Origin of the sequence: Enterobacter ludwigii (assembly GCF_001750725.1) — a bacterium.
In the GTDB taxonomy this organism is placed as follows: domain Bacteria; phylum Pseudomonadota; class Gammaproteobacteria; order Enterobacterales; family Enterobacteriaceae; genus Enterobacter; species Enterobacter ludwigii.
Genome location: NZ_CP017279.1, coordinates 2,190,123 through 2,206,260 on the forward strand (window position 1 = coordinate 2,190,123; position 16,138 = coordinate 2,206,260).

Below are 16,138 nucleotides of genomic sequence, written 5' to 3' on the forward strand. Positions count from 1 at the left end.
ACGACAATCACTCCAGATCGACCACGCGCTATTGATGCGTTAAATGCATCAGTCCATGTATTAATTGCGCTTATAAATTTGGGGTTCTTGATCCAGTTTTCAGAAACAGACGAGCAAAACGTCAACAATAAACTGGAGATAACCATGTTTTCCTCAACCTCACCTGCAACCGTTCGCTCGAAAGCGGGCGCGATACTTCGCGTGACGTCCGGCAACTTTCTCGAGCAATTCGACTTCTTTCTCTTCGGCTTTTATGCGACCTACATCGCGCATACCTTTTTCCCGGCGAGCAGTGAATTTGCTTCCCTGATGATGACGTTTGCCGTCTTCGGCGCAGGATTTTTAATGCGCCCCATCGGGGCAATCGTACTGGGTGCCTATATCGACAAGGTTGGGCGCAGAAAAGGACTCATCGTGACCCTGTCGATTATGGCGGCGGGTACCTTCCTGATCGTGCTTATTCCGTCTTATCACAGCATAGGTCTGTGGGCACCGTTACTGGTACTGACTGGCCGACTGTTGCAGGGGTTTTCTGCCGGAGCGGAGCTGGGTGGCGTATCGGTCTATCTGGCCGAAATTGCCACGCCCGGCCGCAAAGGTTTTTACACCAGCTGGCAGTCTGGCAGCCAGCAGGTCGCGATTATGGTTGCGGCAGCCATGGGGTTTGCGCTGAATGCGCTGATGGCAGAGAGCGCCATTCGTGAATGGGGCTGGCGTATCCCGTTCCTGGTCGGCTGTTTAATCGTACCGTTTATCTTTTTCCTGCGCCGCAAGCTGGAAGAGACAGAGGAGTTCAACGCACGCCGCCATCATCTGGAGATGCATCAGGTCTTTAAAACCCTGCTCGGTAACTGGCAGGTGGTCATTGCCGGCATGCTGATGGTGGCAATGACCACCACGGCCTTTTATCTGATCACCGTTTACGCGCCGACTTTCGGGAAAAAAGTGCTGATGCTCAGCGCTTCGGACAGCCTGCTGGTTACGCTTCTGGTGGCAATTTCCAACTTTATCTGGCTGCCGGTAGGCGGTGCGTTGTCGGACCGCTTTGGGCGTAAACCGGTGCTTATCGCCATGACGCTGCTGGCTCTGGCGACGAGCTACCCGGCACTGACGCTGCTGGCGCAGGCACCGAGCTTCTCAATGATGCTGAGCGTCCTGCTGTGGCTCTCTTTCCTCTATGGCCTGTACAACGGTGCGATGATCCCGGCGCTCACGGAGATCATGCCTTCTGAAGTTCGGGTGGCGGGGTTCTCTCTGGCCTACAGTCTGGCAACGGCGGTATTTGGAGGGTTCACGCCGGTAATGTCTACCGCGCTGATTGAATATACCGGGGATAAAGCCTCTCCCGGCTACTGGATGAGTTTCGCCGCGGTGTGTGCCCTGCTGGCAACACTCTACCTGTACCGTCGTCGTGCAGTGACGCTGCAAAATACCGTGAAATCAGAGGGGGCGGCATGAGACTGATTCCTCGACTGACCACCAGCGCGTTGATACTGACCGTCCTGAGCTTCAGTGCCTCAGCGAAAGAGGTGACGGTCATGATCTCAGGCGGTTTTAAAGCCGCCCTTGAAAAGCTGGCAACGGAATATGAACGCCAGACCGGAGATAATATTGTGCTCATTCCCGGCCCGTCTATGGGAACGACTCCGCAGGCAATTCCTAACCGGCTTGCGCGCGGGGAAAAAGCCGACGTGGTGATCATGGTGGGCGATGCGCTGGCAACACTTGAAAAGGACAACCTGACTCAGCCTGGCTCGCGCACGGAACTTGCGGACTCCCCTGTCGGTATGGTGGTAAAAAAAGGCGCTGACGTCCCGGATATCAGTAACGAGGCGAAACTTCGCCATACGCTGCTTCAGGCGGAGTCCATCGCCTACTCCGACAGCGCCAGCGGCAGATACGTCAGCCAGACGCTGTTCAAAACGCTGGGGATTGAAAAAGAGGTAATGGGTAAAGCAACGAAGGTTGAGCGCATCCCCGTCGCCGAAGAAGTGGCGAAAGGGAAATATGCGGTAGGTTTCCAGCAGGTCAGCGAACTGCTGCCGATTCCAGGGGTGACGTTTGTTGGCAAACTCCCGGACAACCTGCAATACATCACCCGCTTTGCTGGTGCCGTGACCCGCCACGCCGACCATCCTGGCGAAGGGAAAGCGCTGCTGGATTACCTTTCCTCGACACAGTCCAGCGCCGTGATTCGCGACACGGGGATGAGCCCCGTCACGTCCCGCGGTACTGCTCAGTAATGTGTTTTTCCAGTTCAGCCGCAATGTAAGACTGGATACGCCCCCGGCGTCGAATCAACCCCACAGTGCGTTTCACCTCCGGTGCCACGAGCGGGACAGACGTCAGTAGCGAGTGCTCTGACGTCGGCATCGACATGGCGGGCACGGCAGCAATGCCGATGCCCGCCTCTACCATACCGAGCATCGTGGTCACATGGCGCGTTTCGCAAACGCTGGGACGCTCAGGCACGATATCCCCCAGCATCCGGTCGAGCAGGTTACGGTTGCCTGACGTTTTGTCGAGGATGATATAGTCCTGCTGATAAAACGCCTGCCACGTCAGGTGAGTCTTTTTTGCCAGAGGGTGATCGCGCCTGCACGCGGCGACATAGCTATCTTCCACAAGGGGGAAAAACTCGATTTCAGAGGGCAAACTCCCGGCGAAACAGATCCCGAAATCCGCCTGGCTACGGGCAACCGCATCAATGACATTCCCCGCGCTACTGTCGATGAGCTTAATCCGGACACGCGGATAACGGGACTGAAAGCGACGAATGACATCCGGCATAAAGTAATAGGCCGCAGACGGTACCGTAGCGACGGTAATCAGCCCGGTCCGCTCTTCACTCACTTTATCAATATCAGCCAGCATGGACTCAACGTTATCGAGCAACTGCGCTGAACGTTCAGCAAAGTTCTGTCCGTACAGTGTCAGAGCCACGTGGCGGGTGGTCCGGTCAAACAGCTTCGCGCCCAGCGCCGCCTCCAGTTTTTCAATCCTGCGGCTCAGTGCTGACGGGGACAAACAGATAGATTCAGCAGCAACCCGAAAGTTGCCGTATTCCACTAACGCTCTGAAAGCATAAAGATCGTTAAGGTCAAAATTTACGGGCATAGTATCGACGTTTCTCCGTTTTGATGACGATCATCATGACGGGTTGACGCACATTTTAACAGGCCCTTAACGTTTCAACCTAACGTACAGCGGCAAAACGCCAGGCTGTTCTCTGGCGTTTTGCGTCAGGGACTTCACCCGGCAAACGACTCAGTGACGGCGTCGACAAGTTCCATCTCTTCCCGGCTCAGGAGCATTTCGATATTGACGAGAATAATCATGCGGGTATCGAGTACGCCCAGCCCAAGCAGATAGCGTCCGGACAGCACCGAGGCCACGTCCGGCGTCGGTTTAATCTGCTCGACGCCCATCGACAGAACATCAACCACGCCGTCGACAACAATGCCCACCACCCTATCGTTGAGATTAAGCACAATCACGACCGTACTTTCATCCTGCGAGGGGTCGGGCAGATCAAACCGCACGCGCAAATCGACGATCGGGACAATCACGCCGCGCAGATTGGTTACACCGGTAATGAAGTTTGGCGCGTTTGGAATTCGCGTCAGGCGATCGCAGCCGCGGATCTCCTGCACTTTCAAAATATCGATGCCATATTCTTCGTCTCCCAGGCGGAATACCAGGTACTCCTGAGCAATGGCATCGGTACTGGTCGGTTTTGTGGCGGTTGCTACGGTCATGCTTTTACCCCCTCCCTTCGGGGTTGTGGAACGTTGAGCGTTGAGAGTTCAACCACGTCAAGGATCAGCGCCACGCTGCCATCGCCAAGGATGGTTGCCGCTGAGACGCCCGGAACTTTGCGGTAGTTCTGTTCAAGATTTTTCACCACGACCTGCTGCTGACCAATAAGCTGGTCAACCCACAGCGCATAGCGGCAGCCCGCGCTTTGTACGATCACAACAATGCCGTCATCGGCGGGTACCTCTCCCGCCACGCTGAGCCGCTGGCGCAGCAGAACGAGTGGCAGATACTCACCGCGCACCTGCAACAACCGTTCCTCACCGACAAAGCGGCACAGCATCTCTTCGTTCGGACGGAGCGATTCCATTACCGCGCCCAGCGGCAGGACATAAATCTCGTCGCCCACTTTCACCAGCATGCCGTCGAGAATTGCCAGCGTCAGCGGCAGAATAATGCGAATGGTGGTGCCCGTGCCCGGCGTGGAAAGCACATCGACGTGCCCGCCCATCGCCAGAATATTTCGTCGTACCACGTCCATGCCGACGCCGCGTCCGGAGACGTCCGTCACGCTTTCTGCGGTCGAGAAACCGGCGGCAAAAATCAGCATCCACACGTCTTCATCGCTCATTGAGTCGCTGAGCGTCATCCCCTGGGCTCGTGCTTTGGCGAGAATTTTCTCGCGATTAAGTCCTGCGCCGTCGTCGCTGACTTCAATCACGATGTTGCCACCATGGTGCTCAGCCGACAGCGTCAGATTCCCGACCTCAGATTTCCCTTTTGCCACGCGCATCTCTTTCTCTTCGATGCCATGGTCCAGGCTGTTACGTACCAGATGCGTGAGCGGGTCGATGATGCGTTCAATCAGGCTTTTATCCAGCTCGGCGGAGCCGCCCTTGAGCGTCAGTTCAACCTGTTTATTCAGGCGGGACCCGAGGTCATGCACCAGGCGCGGGAAGCGGCTAAAGACATAATCCATGGGCATCATACGGATTGACATCACCGACTCCTGCAGCTCGCGGGTATTGCGCTCCATCTGCGCAACACAGCCGGAAAGCAGATCGTAGCTGGCCGGGTCGAGCGTTCGCGATAGCTGCGAGAGCATGGCCTGTGTGATGATCAGTTCGCCGACCTGATTAATAATCTGATCGACCTTACTGACCGCCACACGAATGCTACCCGACTCCTGATTTGCCGCACGAGGCGCCGCGGCGATTTTTCTGGCCACCGGGGCGGGCGTAGGTTTTTCCGCAACAGGCGGCGACGCAATGGCTTGCGTCTGAGCGGCTGGTGTGACCTTAATCTGTTCAGCCTCCAGCACAAAGCAAAGCACGGCAGTGATGTCGTCGGCCGACGCACTGGTCATCAGCGTTACCGTCAGGCTGTCCGCGCTGGCCTCCGCGGCCACCAGCTCCCCTATATGGGTTAGCTCTTCACGTAACATCGCCTGCTCGTGGGCATCCACGTTACTGAGCGTTATCAGTAGCGCGACGTCTTCGTCTGCCCCCACCTGCGGGACGGGTTCCGGGGCTGGCGCAACGGATGCTTTACTGTCCAGCGCGATCTCTCTTAAAGCCTCGCAAATATAGCGAAAGCTTGCTTCATCAGGCTCCTGCGAAGACTGATAGGCTTCCAGCTGCGCTTGCATAATGTCCTTACATTCCAGAAAAAGGTTAACGATCGTCCGGCTCAACGCGCGCTCACCGGCCCTCGCCTGATCGAGCAAGTTCTCGAGAAGGTGCGTTGTCTCCTGTAATGCGCTAAAACCGAAGGTGGCTGCGCCCCCTTTCAGTGAGTGCGCGGCGCGAAAAATGGCGTTCAGTTGCTCCTGGTCGGGAGAAGCAACATCGAGCTGTAAAAGCTCCTGTTCCATTTCGGCAAGCAGTTCTTCTGCTTCGGTAAAGAAGATCTGCGAGAAATCATTCATGTCCATCGGTATAACCCTGCACGTTTTGCAGATTCACGTCGCTCAGCACGCTTTCTGCACGCTGTGACTGCGTATCTTCCAGACGGATCGCCTGCTCTTTTGAACGACTGAGGATCAGGATGCTGATTCGGCGGTTCACCGCACTGTCAGGAGACGTATTTTCCAGCGGCATGCGGCTGGCGGTACCAATGACGCGCAGAAATCGCTCGTCATTCAACCCGGCGCGAACCAGCACGCGCCTGGCCGCGTTAGCACGTCCGGCGGAGAGTTCCCAGTTACTGTATCCTCCCTCACCGCCGGCATACGGCAGCGAGTCGGTATGTCCCGTCAGGCTGAGCGCATTGGGCAACTCCTGAAGCAGCGGCACCAGCGCCTGCAGGATCCCGTTCATATAGGATTCTGGCAGCTCGCTTCCCACACGGAACATAGGGCGATCCTGCGAGTCCGTAATCTGAATCAACAGCCCGTCGTTGGTGAGGTTCAGCAGGATATTTGACTTGAAATTGTTAAGCCGCGGATCCGTTTCAATCATCCGCTGTAGCTTATCTTTGGCCTGCTGAAGACTTTCAAAGCGCTTATGCTTATCGAGGGCATTGATCTGGCTTTTAAACACGTCCCCCTGCTGCTTGAGGATGTCATCCCCGCCGCCGGGGATGACGCTGTCGCTCAGGCTGGTTTTATTGCCATTGGACATGGAGGGCTTGATCGGCATACGGAAATAATCGGCAATCAGCTCTCTCTCCATGTCCGTGGACTGCGCCAGCAGCCACATCACCAGAAAGAAGGCCATCATGGCGGTCATAAAGTCCGCATAGGCAATCTTCCACGTCCCGCCGTGGTGCGCGTGTTTTTTCTTTTTGCGCTTACGTGAAATGATGACAGGCGTGACGTTTTTCATGCTGCGTTGTCCGCCGATTTAGTTTTCAGCGTGGCGTTGGATTTCACCTCACGAACGTGCTCCTCCAGCTCCTCAAACGACGGACGTTCACTGGTAAAAATGGTCTTACGGCCGAATTCCACAGCAATTTGCGGGGCATAGCCGTTCAGGCTGGAAAGCAACGTCACTTTAATACACTGTAAAATCTTGACCTGATCGGAGCTCTTCTGGCGCAGCAGCGTTGCCAGCGGTAACACAAAGCCATAGGCAATCAGAATGCCGAGGAAGGTACCCACCAGCGCATGGCCAATCAACATTCCCAGCTCTGCGGCAGGGCGATCGGCGGACCCCAGGGCGTTCACCACCCCCATCACCGCTGCGACAATCCCAAACGCCGGAAACGCGTCGCCCACGGTATTCAGGCTGTGCGCCGGAACTTCCAGCTCCTCTTCACAGGTTTCGATCTCTTCATCCATTAAGGCTTCGATTTCGTGTGAATTCATGCTGCCGCCAATCATCAGGCGGAAATAGTCGAGGATAAAGTTGCTGAGCATCGGGTCGCTCATCAGGCGCGGATAAGCATTAAAAATGTCGCTGTTCTGCGGATCTTCAATGTCCTTCTCAAGTGACATCAGCCCGTGAACACGGCTTTGCGACAGCAGCAGGAACATTAACGCCATCAGGTCCATATAGACCGCTTTGTTGTACCGTTTACCGACAAACAATTTCACCAGCGCTTTGCCGGTGGCTTTGAGTGATTTGACGTTGTTGCCGACGATAAAGGCACCGACCCCGGCACCGCCGATAATCAGCAGCTCCAGCGGCTGGAACAGCGACATAATATTGCCGCCGGAAAGGATAAAACCACCAAAAACGGTCAGTATGACAACAAGATAGCCAACAATAACTAACACACTCTCTCCTTTAACTTTATTCGACCGATGCCGGTCATCCCGGCATCAGGTAAACGCCATCTTGCGCATAGCCGCCGTTCAGGTTTACGCCGTCATGATTTCCGGGGCGGCAAAGGTTCCACGCAACCCGGAATGGCTCACCTGGGATTTTTTAAGCGCACGCGATGGCGGGCTGCACAAACTGCAGGTAAATGGATTTTTAATAAATTCCGTGGTAACGATAAAACCGCCGCCACACGTACTGCAGGCTTTGCGGGAAATAATGCCGCAGTCGATAAAACGTAATAATGTCCAGGCACGCGTCAGCCCCAGGACCGGCTTCTCATCAGCACAGGTGCTACATTGCTCAAGATAAAGACGATAGGTCTTCATCAGCATTTCAATTGAACGGCCCTGCTCGGTCTTTTTCAGATACAGATAAATGTTGTAGAACATGGATGAGTGGATATTCTGTTCCCAGGACATAAACCAGTCTTCCGAAAAGGGCAGCATACCTTTCGGCGGCGGACAACCACGCAACTCTTTATATAATCGTAAAAGACGACGGCGGCTCAGCGACGTTTCAGATTCCAGTACCTGCATTCTTGCGCCGAGTGAAATTAACCCCATCGCGATGTTGATTTCGTCAATTTCCTGCAGCAGACTTTTTTCACCACACATATTATGCCTCCTCCGCTGCAGCCGCAGTTTCTTCGCTAAGCCCATTCAGAAGATTGGTCGACAAAATAATGCCCGTGTGAATCTGTTGTAGCGCTTCAATACGAGAATCTTTGGTGAGATTTTCAATGACAACTTCATCGTCCACGCGCAGACGACAAATAAGCTGGTTCGTTGTTGCCAGTTTCATTAACTGCGGCAACGAAAGCTCTTTAAGATTGTCAATGGTTCCCTCGGACAGTCCGAGGCGAAAACCGGCCGCAAATTTATCCTGGCGAATAAGCTGCTGCGCCAGCAGTAAATAGGACAGGTTGATATCATGGATATTCTGCAGATACTCGTCGAAATTGGACACAGGTGAAAACTCCCAATGTTATCCAGCCAATAAATGGCATGTCAGTTTAGAGATATAAAACTACCGAACTGATGCAGAGAGTCTTTTGGTATTGATATTCACTGAAGTAAATCTGTGTTCTTCAGAAAATGCGTTATTACCTTGTCAATGCCAAAGGAGGCTGCATCACAAAACTGGCAAAATCATAAACATTAAGTATTTTTCGAACAAGCGACAGAAATCGCCACAAATCATCGAATTGATGTTAACTACATGATTAACATAAAATTAATACCTTTGTTAAACGTTATTAAACCTGATAATCACTGCTCATCCCGCTGGCTTTAACATATTAAAACTGTGAATACTCAAATACACCTTTATCTTGAAGACGATTCCATCCGGCTTCTCAATCTTTTGAGTGCCAGACTGTGCAACTGACTCACACGCGTTTCCGTGATGCCGAACACCAGCCCAATCTCTTTCATGTTCATATCCTGAAGATAATAAAGCTGAAGTAAGACCTGCTCTCGTTCAGGTATGTACTGCAAATGTTCTGTAATTTGCTCAATTAAATTTTGCCTGACAGCATGATGGACAGGATTAAGCGACTCATTTTCATCGTCGCAGGACTCCCAGCTGTCGGAAAAATTCTCCTGTAACTCATCGATAGAATACATTTGGCTGTTGTTATTATCCGCCAGCATTTGCTGAAACTCTTTTAGCGACACGCCCATACGCCCGGCAATATCCGCTTCGGTGGCCTCCCCCCCTTTTTCCTGCTCGATTTGTTGAATAATACTGACAATTTCTCGCGTATGCGTTCTTACCCGTCGCGGGACCCAGTCACTTTCTCTCAACTCATCTAACAATGCCCATTTTACGCGTTGTGTTATCCACGCGCTGAGCGCTATTCCTTTTTTCGGATCGAAGGTTTCTACCGCGTTTAAAAAACCCATCGAACCTGCCTGAATCAAATCATCCAGCTCCACGCTGGCAGGAAGCCGCTTATGTAGACGCAATGCTTCCTGCCGCACAAGATAATGATATTTTGACCAGACGACTGTTTTGTCTTCCAGCCCTTCGGCTGTATATATACCATCCACGATTGCATTCCACCCGCTATTCTCTCAGAGAATTATCCGGTGAAATTAATCATTCAAATAGTGCAATAAGCCTTTATAAAAATGCGCATTCCGTTACTTCATTTAATATCACGCCCAGACAATGAATAAGGCGTTAATACTGGCGGTATTTCACCTGTTTAAAAGGTTTCCCACTGCGCAAGAGCAGAATCATCTTTTTGACGCTGTGGTCTACTGGATACAGGCAATACTTTTGCAGCGGCACTGCCTTCATTCAGCCTGAATTGTGAGACCAGTTTTTCCAGGGAATCAGATTGTGCTTCAAGATCACCGGCGGCGAGGGCCGCCTCTTCAACCATCGCGGCGTTTTGCTGCGTCACCAAATCCATTTCATTTACCGCTTGCGAAATCTGATTAATCCCCGCGCTCTGTTCATCAGATGCAGAGGTGATCTCGCCCATAATTTGGGTCACCTGCGCCACCGATGTCACAATTTCCTGCATCACGTTACTGGCCTGCCCGACCTGGCGTGAACCGGTATCAATATTATTGACGCTGGTATTGATGAGCTGATTAATCTCTTTGGCAGCGTCCGCGCTGCGTTTAGCCAGATTACGCACCTCTTCTGCAACCACGGCAAAACCACGCCCCTGTTCACCGGCGCGTGCTGCTTCTACCGCCGCGTTCAGGGCAAGAATATTGGTCTGGTTCGCAATGCTGTCGATTACGCCGTTAATGTCGGCGATCTGTCGGGAACTGGTGGTGATCTGCGCCATGATTTGCTCAAGACTGTGCATGACTTCGCCACCGTTATGGGCATTGGTACTGGCGCTTTCCGCCAGCTCACGGGCCGCATGCGCGTTATCGGCATTCTGACGCACGGTAGTTTTGATCTGCTCCATGCTGGCCGCTGTCTCCTGCAGCGCGGCCGCCTGCTCTTCCGTACGGGAAGAGAGATCGTTATTACCGTGGGCAATTTCCTGGGCGTTACTGTGAATGCGCTGCACGCTTTCACGAATGCCCAGAATGGTGCTGGTCAGGGAAGTGCGCATCGTTTCCAGCTCGGACAGCATGCTGCCAATTTCATTCTGGCTTCCGCTTTCGATCGCCTGACTCAGATCGCCCGCTGCCACGCGACGCAGCGTCTCCACCGTGGTTTCCATACGACGGACCAGGGTATTGCGCAGCCAGAAGCGAACGGCAAACAGCATTCCCACACCGAGCAGAATCACGACCAGCCCAACGCCGAGCATAATCTTGTAGCCACGCTCTGATTCATGAATATAACTTTCATTCAGGCGGGCACTGGCATCCGTATACTGCTCAACCTTATTACGCAGCTCCGTGCGCAGGTTCATGTCGTGCTCCAGTGAGCCGGTATAGCCTGTCGGATTGTTCAGGTAGCCAAGCTTCGCTTCTGCCGCTTTGTAGACTTCGTTAAACGCCGCATTCACTTCCGCCGCAAGACGACTCTCCTCCGGCGTATTGAACGGCGATGCCATAAAGTCATCCATATTCCGGCGAGCAAATTTCACGACATTTTGCGTGTGTGTCGTCACGTTCTGCGAGACCGGATTACCCATCGCAGCCTGGAGCATTAAGCCGTTGGTGTTGGCCATTACGGCGCTGATGTTATAGACCGCATCACGCATCTGATCGTTATTTTCAGAGGCGACAACAATACGTTTAAAATTATTGTTATTTTTGACGGCGTCATAAACTGAATAGACGGTAATACCAAACAGCAAGGCAGCAAACAGCCCAATAATAAGGCTGACCGCGGTATAGATTTTAAGTTTCGTTAACATAGATTTTCACCTGCCGCGCACGAATTCATCGTACGCGGCGACGCCTGAAGAAAAGTGAATTAAACAGTTATGTACTCACATATTAAACAGATTCATCTTCTGCATATTTTTGTAGACGTACATAGAGGCATTAAAGGCGAGCTCGGACATCTGTGACTCCGACACCAGCGTCACCAGCATGCTGGTATCGGCGCCGATGGCATCCTGCACTTTGACAATGGTGTCGTTAATCAACACGTCTCCGGTGAGATCCAGCGCGTCAAGTTGCTGCAGGTTCGTCCCCAGTTCGGCCTGGGCTTTGCCAAGGCGGTCAATACCCGCATCGATGGCGTTGCTGGCCGCGCTAAGTGCCGCATCCAGCATGGCGTCATCAATCGGCTCCATCGTTAATGCGGCGACGGCATCGTTCAATACCCTAAAAATATCATCAAATATCTCATCGCCGAGATGGCCCGTTTGCATTTCCGTTCCATCGGCAACGGTCTGTGTACGCGCTTCATTACCGCCACGATAATTACCGACTTCATCAAAAGCAGGCGTATCGGTTTTAAATCCGGAGAAAATATAGCGGCCGCTACTGTCACGACTGTTTGCTAAATCCAGCAGATTTTCGCGGATCCCTTTTATCTCTTCACCCAGTGCCCGACGATCTTCATCAGAATAGGTATCGCTTTTTGCCGCAATGATTTTTTCTTTCAGGGTGGTTGTCATAAGATTACCGACACCGTTCAGAATATTGTCCTGAAACTCCAGTGCGCTGCGCGCGCGGGAGCGCACGCTGCTGTACATCTCAAGCTTCGCCAGCGCGTCCTGATGTTTTACCGCATCGGTTGCGGCGGTCGGGTCGTCTGAGGCTTTGAGTAGCGTTTTACCTGCTGACATCCGCAGATAAGCGTCGTTACTCTGACTCATGCGCTTTGTCATCGACTCCGAACTTTGCTTGTACATATAAAGCGTACTTAATCGCATCATCTTTTCCTTATCGGATGGCCAGCAGGGCATCAAACATGGCGGTCGCCGTTTTCAGCAGCTGCGCGTTGCCGTTGTAGTACTGACGGAACATGTCCAGGTTGATATATTCCTCGTCCATGTTGACCCCTGAGAGCGCCTGTTTGGTGTTATATTTGGTCTCCAGCTCGGTATATGCGCTGCTGGCATAGGATTTCACCTCGCGGGCGCTTTCACCGATCTTGCCCGCCAGGCTCGCATAGGCCGCACTCAGCGTGTCGTTGCCGATCAGCGCCTCCTCCTGGATTTTCAGCATTTCCTGGAGGTTTTTGTTATTTCCCGGCCCGTCCGTCGCGTTGTCAGATGCCGCAAACTCCTGACCATTGGTTATCTTACGGCTGATGCCTTCGGCGGCCCCGGCCATAGGATTAAGAGTGAATTTATCCCCCGCTTCGGCAGTTGAAGGGGTGGGAAGGGTAATTTCGATGCCCTCAAACTTTAGCACCCCTAATGGCGCGGCGGGATCGAGAGGGATGATACGACCATCGGCTCCTTTCACGACCCAGTCTGTACCATCGAAACTGATGTCATAATTTTCCGACTTCACCTCTTTGAAATCAGTGACCCTGATATTATCCAGCGCATCAGTACCCCTGTTTTTGGCGTTCGCGATGGCTTTGATATCCGGCAGAGAGAAGAGATCGCCACCCGCCTCACCTTCTGGGGTGAATCCTGCGCGGTTCTGCTCGTTCATCCGGTGCGCCATCATAAAGGCGATCTGATCCAGATCCTGACGCGCGACGGTAAGATCCTCATTGCGGAATTTGAACAGCCCACCCAGACGCCCTTTGGTAATGGTGTTTTCATCCAGCGGCGATGCTTTGCCGTTAGCATCCACGTAGGAGACAATGGTCTTGTTGGGATCGGCATCCGACGGCGAGGTTTGCAGTTTATACGCGGTGCCGCCAGAGACCAGTGGACGCCCATCAGCCAGCGTGACGCTCACGCGGCCAGAAACATGATCCTCGGTGACGGTAATACCCAGATGCTCGCTCAGCCCTTCCAGCAGCGCGTCACGCTGGTCAAGCAGATCGGCGGGCGGCGTGCCATTTCCCTGTACGCGCTCCAGCTGTTTGTTGATCTCTGCCAGCTGTTCGGTGAAGCTGTTAATCTCCTTGGCGCTGCGCTCAATCTGGGTATTGGTGCTTTTTTCAAGGCCGGACAGGCGCTTGGCGCTGGCGTTATAGCGGTTCGCCAGCACGTCGAGGGAAGTAAATACCGCCGCACGCGCCGGGCCATCCGCCGGATCGCCGCTCAGCGTCGCCATATCCTTAAACAGCTTGCCCAGTGAAACAGAGACGTTATCCGACTCGTCCGCCAGCATGTTGTCGATATCCGCCAGCTGCTCCATCCGTCCGGTCAGGGAGGCGTAGCCGGACAGCGAATCCCGCAGTTGATTGTTGGCGAACGCATCATAGGCACGCTCGACACCGCTGGCACGGGCGCCATAGCCATAAAAGCCCTGCGCGGTCGACATGCCGCCGAGCTCACCGATAATCAGGTTGCGACGACTGTAGTGGGTAGACATACCGTTGGTCAGGTTATCGCCGGTCACCCGGATCGCAGCCTGCGCCACGCTGATGCCGTTTCTGGCTAAATTAAATAGGTTATTCATACGTTCTGGATATTCCCTGATTGCGGGCCCGGCATTCGCATCCGGGCCAGAAAGTTCATGGCTCTGTTTATTTCATCGGTGATTCAAAAAATCTCTAAAACATCTTTTTCAGAAAATTTTGTCGATATCGTTTTTATAGGCATTTACGCCCTGCTGAATATCGCCTTTCACCTTCTGAATAATGGTGATGAGCTTTTTGGCGTAGGCCGGGTCTGTCGCATAGCCCCCCGCCTGCAGCGCTTTCGCTCCCTGCTCCGGTGAAGCAGACTGCGCCACACCGCGATAGCGAGGATTTTTGGTCAACAGTGCCGCGTAGTCTTTCAGCGCATGCTCATAGGAGTCATAGACGCGGAATGCCGCCTTCACCTTCTGCTTCACGCCGTTGATGTATTCCGTCGTGGTAATCTCGGTGGTTTTTCCGCGCCAGTCGCCGGTGGCCTTTATGCCGAACAGGTTGTGGCTCGGGGAGCCGTCGGCGGCCGGAATTTCACGTTTCCCCCAGCCGGACTCCAGCGCTGCCTGGGCCAGAATCAGATGCGGGTGCAGCCCGCTCTGGGCTGCCGCCTCCTGTGCCGGGCGCAACAGGCGCGAGATAAACGGATGCGCGCCTTCAACTGGCTTCGCGAACGATACCGGGGCAGGCAAGCGCAGCGGCCCGGTAGCCGGAGCAGAAGAAAGTCCTGGACGTGAAAAATCGCGTCCCGGCGTGCTTACGACAGGCGCATCGCTCTCGCCACCCAGTTGACGGACGATAAGATCGGCAAAGCCGAGCTGACCACTCCCGGCAATATTTTGTGCAACCTGCTGATCGTGCATGGCGGTATACATCTCGGCGGACTGGCTGTTCATCAGTTCGTCCTTAAAGGTGGCGTCGCGCATGCTTTTCATCATCATCTGCACGAAGATCCCCTCCATCTGCTTCGCCGCCGCCTTCAGTGCGCCGGGCGATTGCCGCCCGGCCTCCCGTTTCAGGTGGTCCAGCGAACGGACGTCAAAGGCGGGATGGTCGAACTTATCGAAGGCGTTCATTAGTTCACCTCCAGCTTCGCACGCAGGCAACCGGCGTTTTTCATCGCCTGCAGAACCGACATCAGTTCGTTTGGCGTGGCACCCAGGCTGTTCAGGGCGCGAATCACCGCGTTCAGATCGGTGCTGCTGCGCACGTGCTGCAGCGAACCGCCGCTGTCGCGCACGGAGATGTCCGTCTGCGGCACCACCACCGTTTCACCGCCACCAAACGGTGTATCCGGCTGGCTGATAATGTTGTTCTGCATCACTTCTACCGTCAGCGAGCCGTGCGCCACCGCGCAGGAGTCCAGCGACACGTGGCGGTTCATTACCACCGATCCGGTTCGGGAATTCACGATGACTTTCGCATCCTGCACATTCACCCGCAGGGGAATGTCCTGGATGTTCGCCAGAAAACGCACGCGCGAGGGGCCATCCGGCGGTGCAAAGAGGCGCACGGTACGCGCATCTTCCGGGATAGCCGCCCCGCCGCTGTAGCGCTGATTAATGGCGTCGCTGATCTGCTGTGCCAGCGAGAAATCGCTCTCGTTAAGCTGCAACCGGACAATGCTCTGGGTGGCAAAATCGTTCGGCACCTCGCGCTCGACGGTCGCCCCGCCGCTGATACGCCCGCCGTTGAGCTGGTTGACCTGCACGCGACTGCCGCCCGCCTGCGCGCCTGCGCCGGAAATCAGGATGTTGCCCTGGGCAATGGCGTAGATCTGGTTATCCGCACCTTTCAGCGGGGTCATCAGCAGCGTGCCGCCGCGCAGGCTTTTGGCGTTACCGACCGAGGAGACCACGATGTCCAGCTTGTCGCCGGGACGGGCAAACGGCGGCAGCTCGGCGGTGACCATCACCGCCGCGATATTTTTCAGCTGCATGTTGGTGCCCGCCGGCACGGTGATCCCCAGCTGCGAGAGCATATTGTTGAGGCTTTGCCCGGTAAACGGTGCCTGCATGGTCTGGTCGCCCGTGCCGTCCAGACCCACGATCAGGCCATAGCCCATCAGGGAGTTGGAGCGCACGCCCTGCACCGTCGCCAGATCGCGAATGCGCTCCGCGCTGGCGGTTTTGGGCACGACCAGCATCATGCCGTAGAGCAGGATGCTGAGGAAAAACAGGATAGATTCTTTTTTCATGGTCTTA

General features: G+C 54.3%; 15 protein-coding genes. 2 read left to right on the top strand and 13 right to left on the bottom strand.

Annotated features, from left to right (window positions below; genetic code table 11):
- Nucleotides 1-144: 144 nt before the first annotated feature.
- The gene (gene tcuC, locus BH714_RS10345; protein ID WP_032680672.1) at nt 145-1,458 is read left to right on the top strand and encodes an MFS transporter; all 1,314 of its coding nucleotides are present in this window, start codon (nt 145-147) and stop codon (nt 1,456-1,458) included.
- A complete protein-coding gene (locus BH714_RS10350; RefSeq protein ID WP_040017851.1) occupies nt 1,455-2,243 on the top strand; it encodes a substrate-binding domain-containing protein in 789 nt (262 codons plus the stop codon). Before tcuC ends, BH714_RS10350 begins: the two co-directional genes overlap by 4 nt.
- Here BH714_RS10350 and psrA read toward each other — a convergent pair.
- The 13 genes from psrA to BH714_RS10415 form a co-directional block, all read right to left on the bottom strand.
- Nucleotides 2,218-3,117, bottom strand: a complete 900-nt coding sequence (psrA, locus tag BH714_RS10355) for an L-proline-binding transcription factor PsrA (protein ID WP_040017852.1) — start codon at nt 3,115-3,117, stop codon at nt 2,218-2,220. The genes BH714_RS10350 and psrA overlap by 26 nt on opposite strands.
- A 134-nt stretch (nt 3,118-3,251) precedes the next feature.
- Nucleotides 3,252-3,758: a chemotaxis protein CheW gene (locus BH714_RS10360; RefSeq protein ID WP_025203785.1), complete on the bottom strand. Its 507-nt coding sequence runs from the start codon at nt 3,756-3,758 to the stop codon at nt 3,252-3,254.
- On the bottom strand, nt 3,755-5,689 hold the full coding sequence (gene cheA, locus BH714_RS10365; protein ID WP_040017853.1) for a chemotaxis protein CheA: 1,935 nt from the start codon (nt 5,687-5,689) through the stop codon (nt 3,755-3,757). The genes BH714_RS10360 and cheA overlap by 4 nt, the downstream gene beginning before the upstream one ends.
- Nucleotides 5,676-6,581, bottom strand: a complete 906-nt coding sequence (gene motB / locus BH714_RS10370; protein WP_040017855.1) for a flagellar motor protein MotB — start codon at nt 6,579-6,581, stop codon at nt 5,676-5,678. The genes cheA and motB overlap by 14 nt, the downstream gene beginning before the upstream one ends.
- Nucleotides 6,578-7,474 (bottom strand): flagellar motor stator protein MotA, encoded by an 897-nt coding sequence (motA, locus tag BH714_RS10375; RefSeq protein ID WP_025203782.1) that lies wholly within the window; start codon nt 7,472-7,474, stop codon nt 6,578-6,580. The genes motB and motA overlap by 4 nt, the downstream gene beginning before the upstream one ends.
- Before the next feature lie 84 nt (nt 7,475-7,558).
- Nucleotides 7,559-8,134 carry a flagellar transcriptional regulator FlhC gene (flhC, locus tag BH714_RS10380; protein WP_025203781.1) on the bottom strand — a complete coding sequence of 192 codons (576 nt, stop codon included), beginning with the start codon at nt 8,132-8,134 and terminating at the stop codon, nt 7,559-7,561.
- Between the two features lies 1 nt (nt 8,135).
- Nucleotides 8,136-8,486 carry a flagellar transcriptional regulator FlhD gene (flhD, locus tag BH714_RS10385; RefSeq protein ID WP_025203780.1) on the bottom strand — a complete coding sequence of 117 codons (351 nt, stop codon included), beginning with the start codon at nt 8,484-8,486 and terminating at the stop codon, nt 8,136-8,138.
- A gap of 359 nt (nt 8,487-8,845) precedes the next feature.
- Nucleotides 8,846-9,571: an RNA polymerase sigma factor FliA gene (gene fliA, locus BH714_RS10390; protein ID WP_040017857.1), complete on the bottom strand. Its 726-nt coding sequence runs from the start codon at nt 9,569-9,571 to the stop codon at nt 8,846-8,848.
- Nucleotides 9,572-9,729: 158 nt separating this feature from the next.
- Nucleotides 9,730-11,358 carry a methyl-accepting chemotaxis protein gene (locus BH714_RS10395; RefSeq protein ID WP_040017858.1) on the bottom strand — a complete coding sequence of 543 codons (1,629 nt, stop codon included), beginning with the start codon at nt 11,356-11,358 and terminating at the stop codon, nt 9,730-9,732.
- A 75-nt stretch (nt 11,359-11,433) separates the two neighbouring features.
- Nucleotides 11,434-12,327, bottom strand: a complete 894-nt coding sequence (flgL, locus tag BH714_RS10400) for a flagellar hook-associated protein FlgL (RefSeq protein ID WP_040017860.1) — start codon at nt 12,325-12,327, stop codon at nt 11,434-11,436.
- Nucleotides 12,328-12,337: 10 nt separating this feature from the next.
- On the bottom strand, nt 12,338-13,981 hold the full coding sequence (gene flgK, locus BH714_RS10405; protein ID WP_040017861.1) for a flagellar hook-associated protein FlgK: 1,644 nt from the start codon (nt 13,979-13,981) through the stop codon (nt 12,338-12,340).
- Between the two features lie 108 nt (nt 13,982-14,089).
- Nucleotides 14,090-15,010 (bottom strand): flagellar assembly peptidoglycan hydrolase FlgJ, encoded by a 921-nt coding sequence (gene flgJ, locus BH714_RS10410; protein WP_040017863.1) that lies wholly within the window; start codon nt 15,008-15,010, stop codon nt 14,090-14,092.
- Entirely contained in the window at nt 15,010-16,131 is a 1,122-nt protein-coding gene (locus BH714_RS10415) for a flagellar basal body P-ring protein FlgI (protein ID WP_025203774.1), read from the bottom strand. The genes flgJ and BH714_RS10415 overlap by 1 nt, the downstream gene beginning before the upstream one ends.
- Nucleotides 16,132-16,138 lie beyond the last annotated feature (7 nt).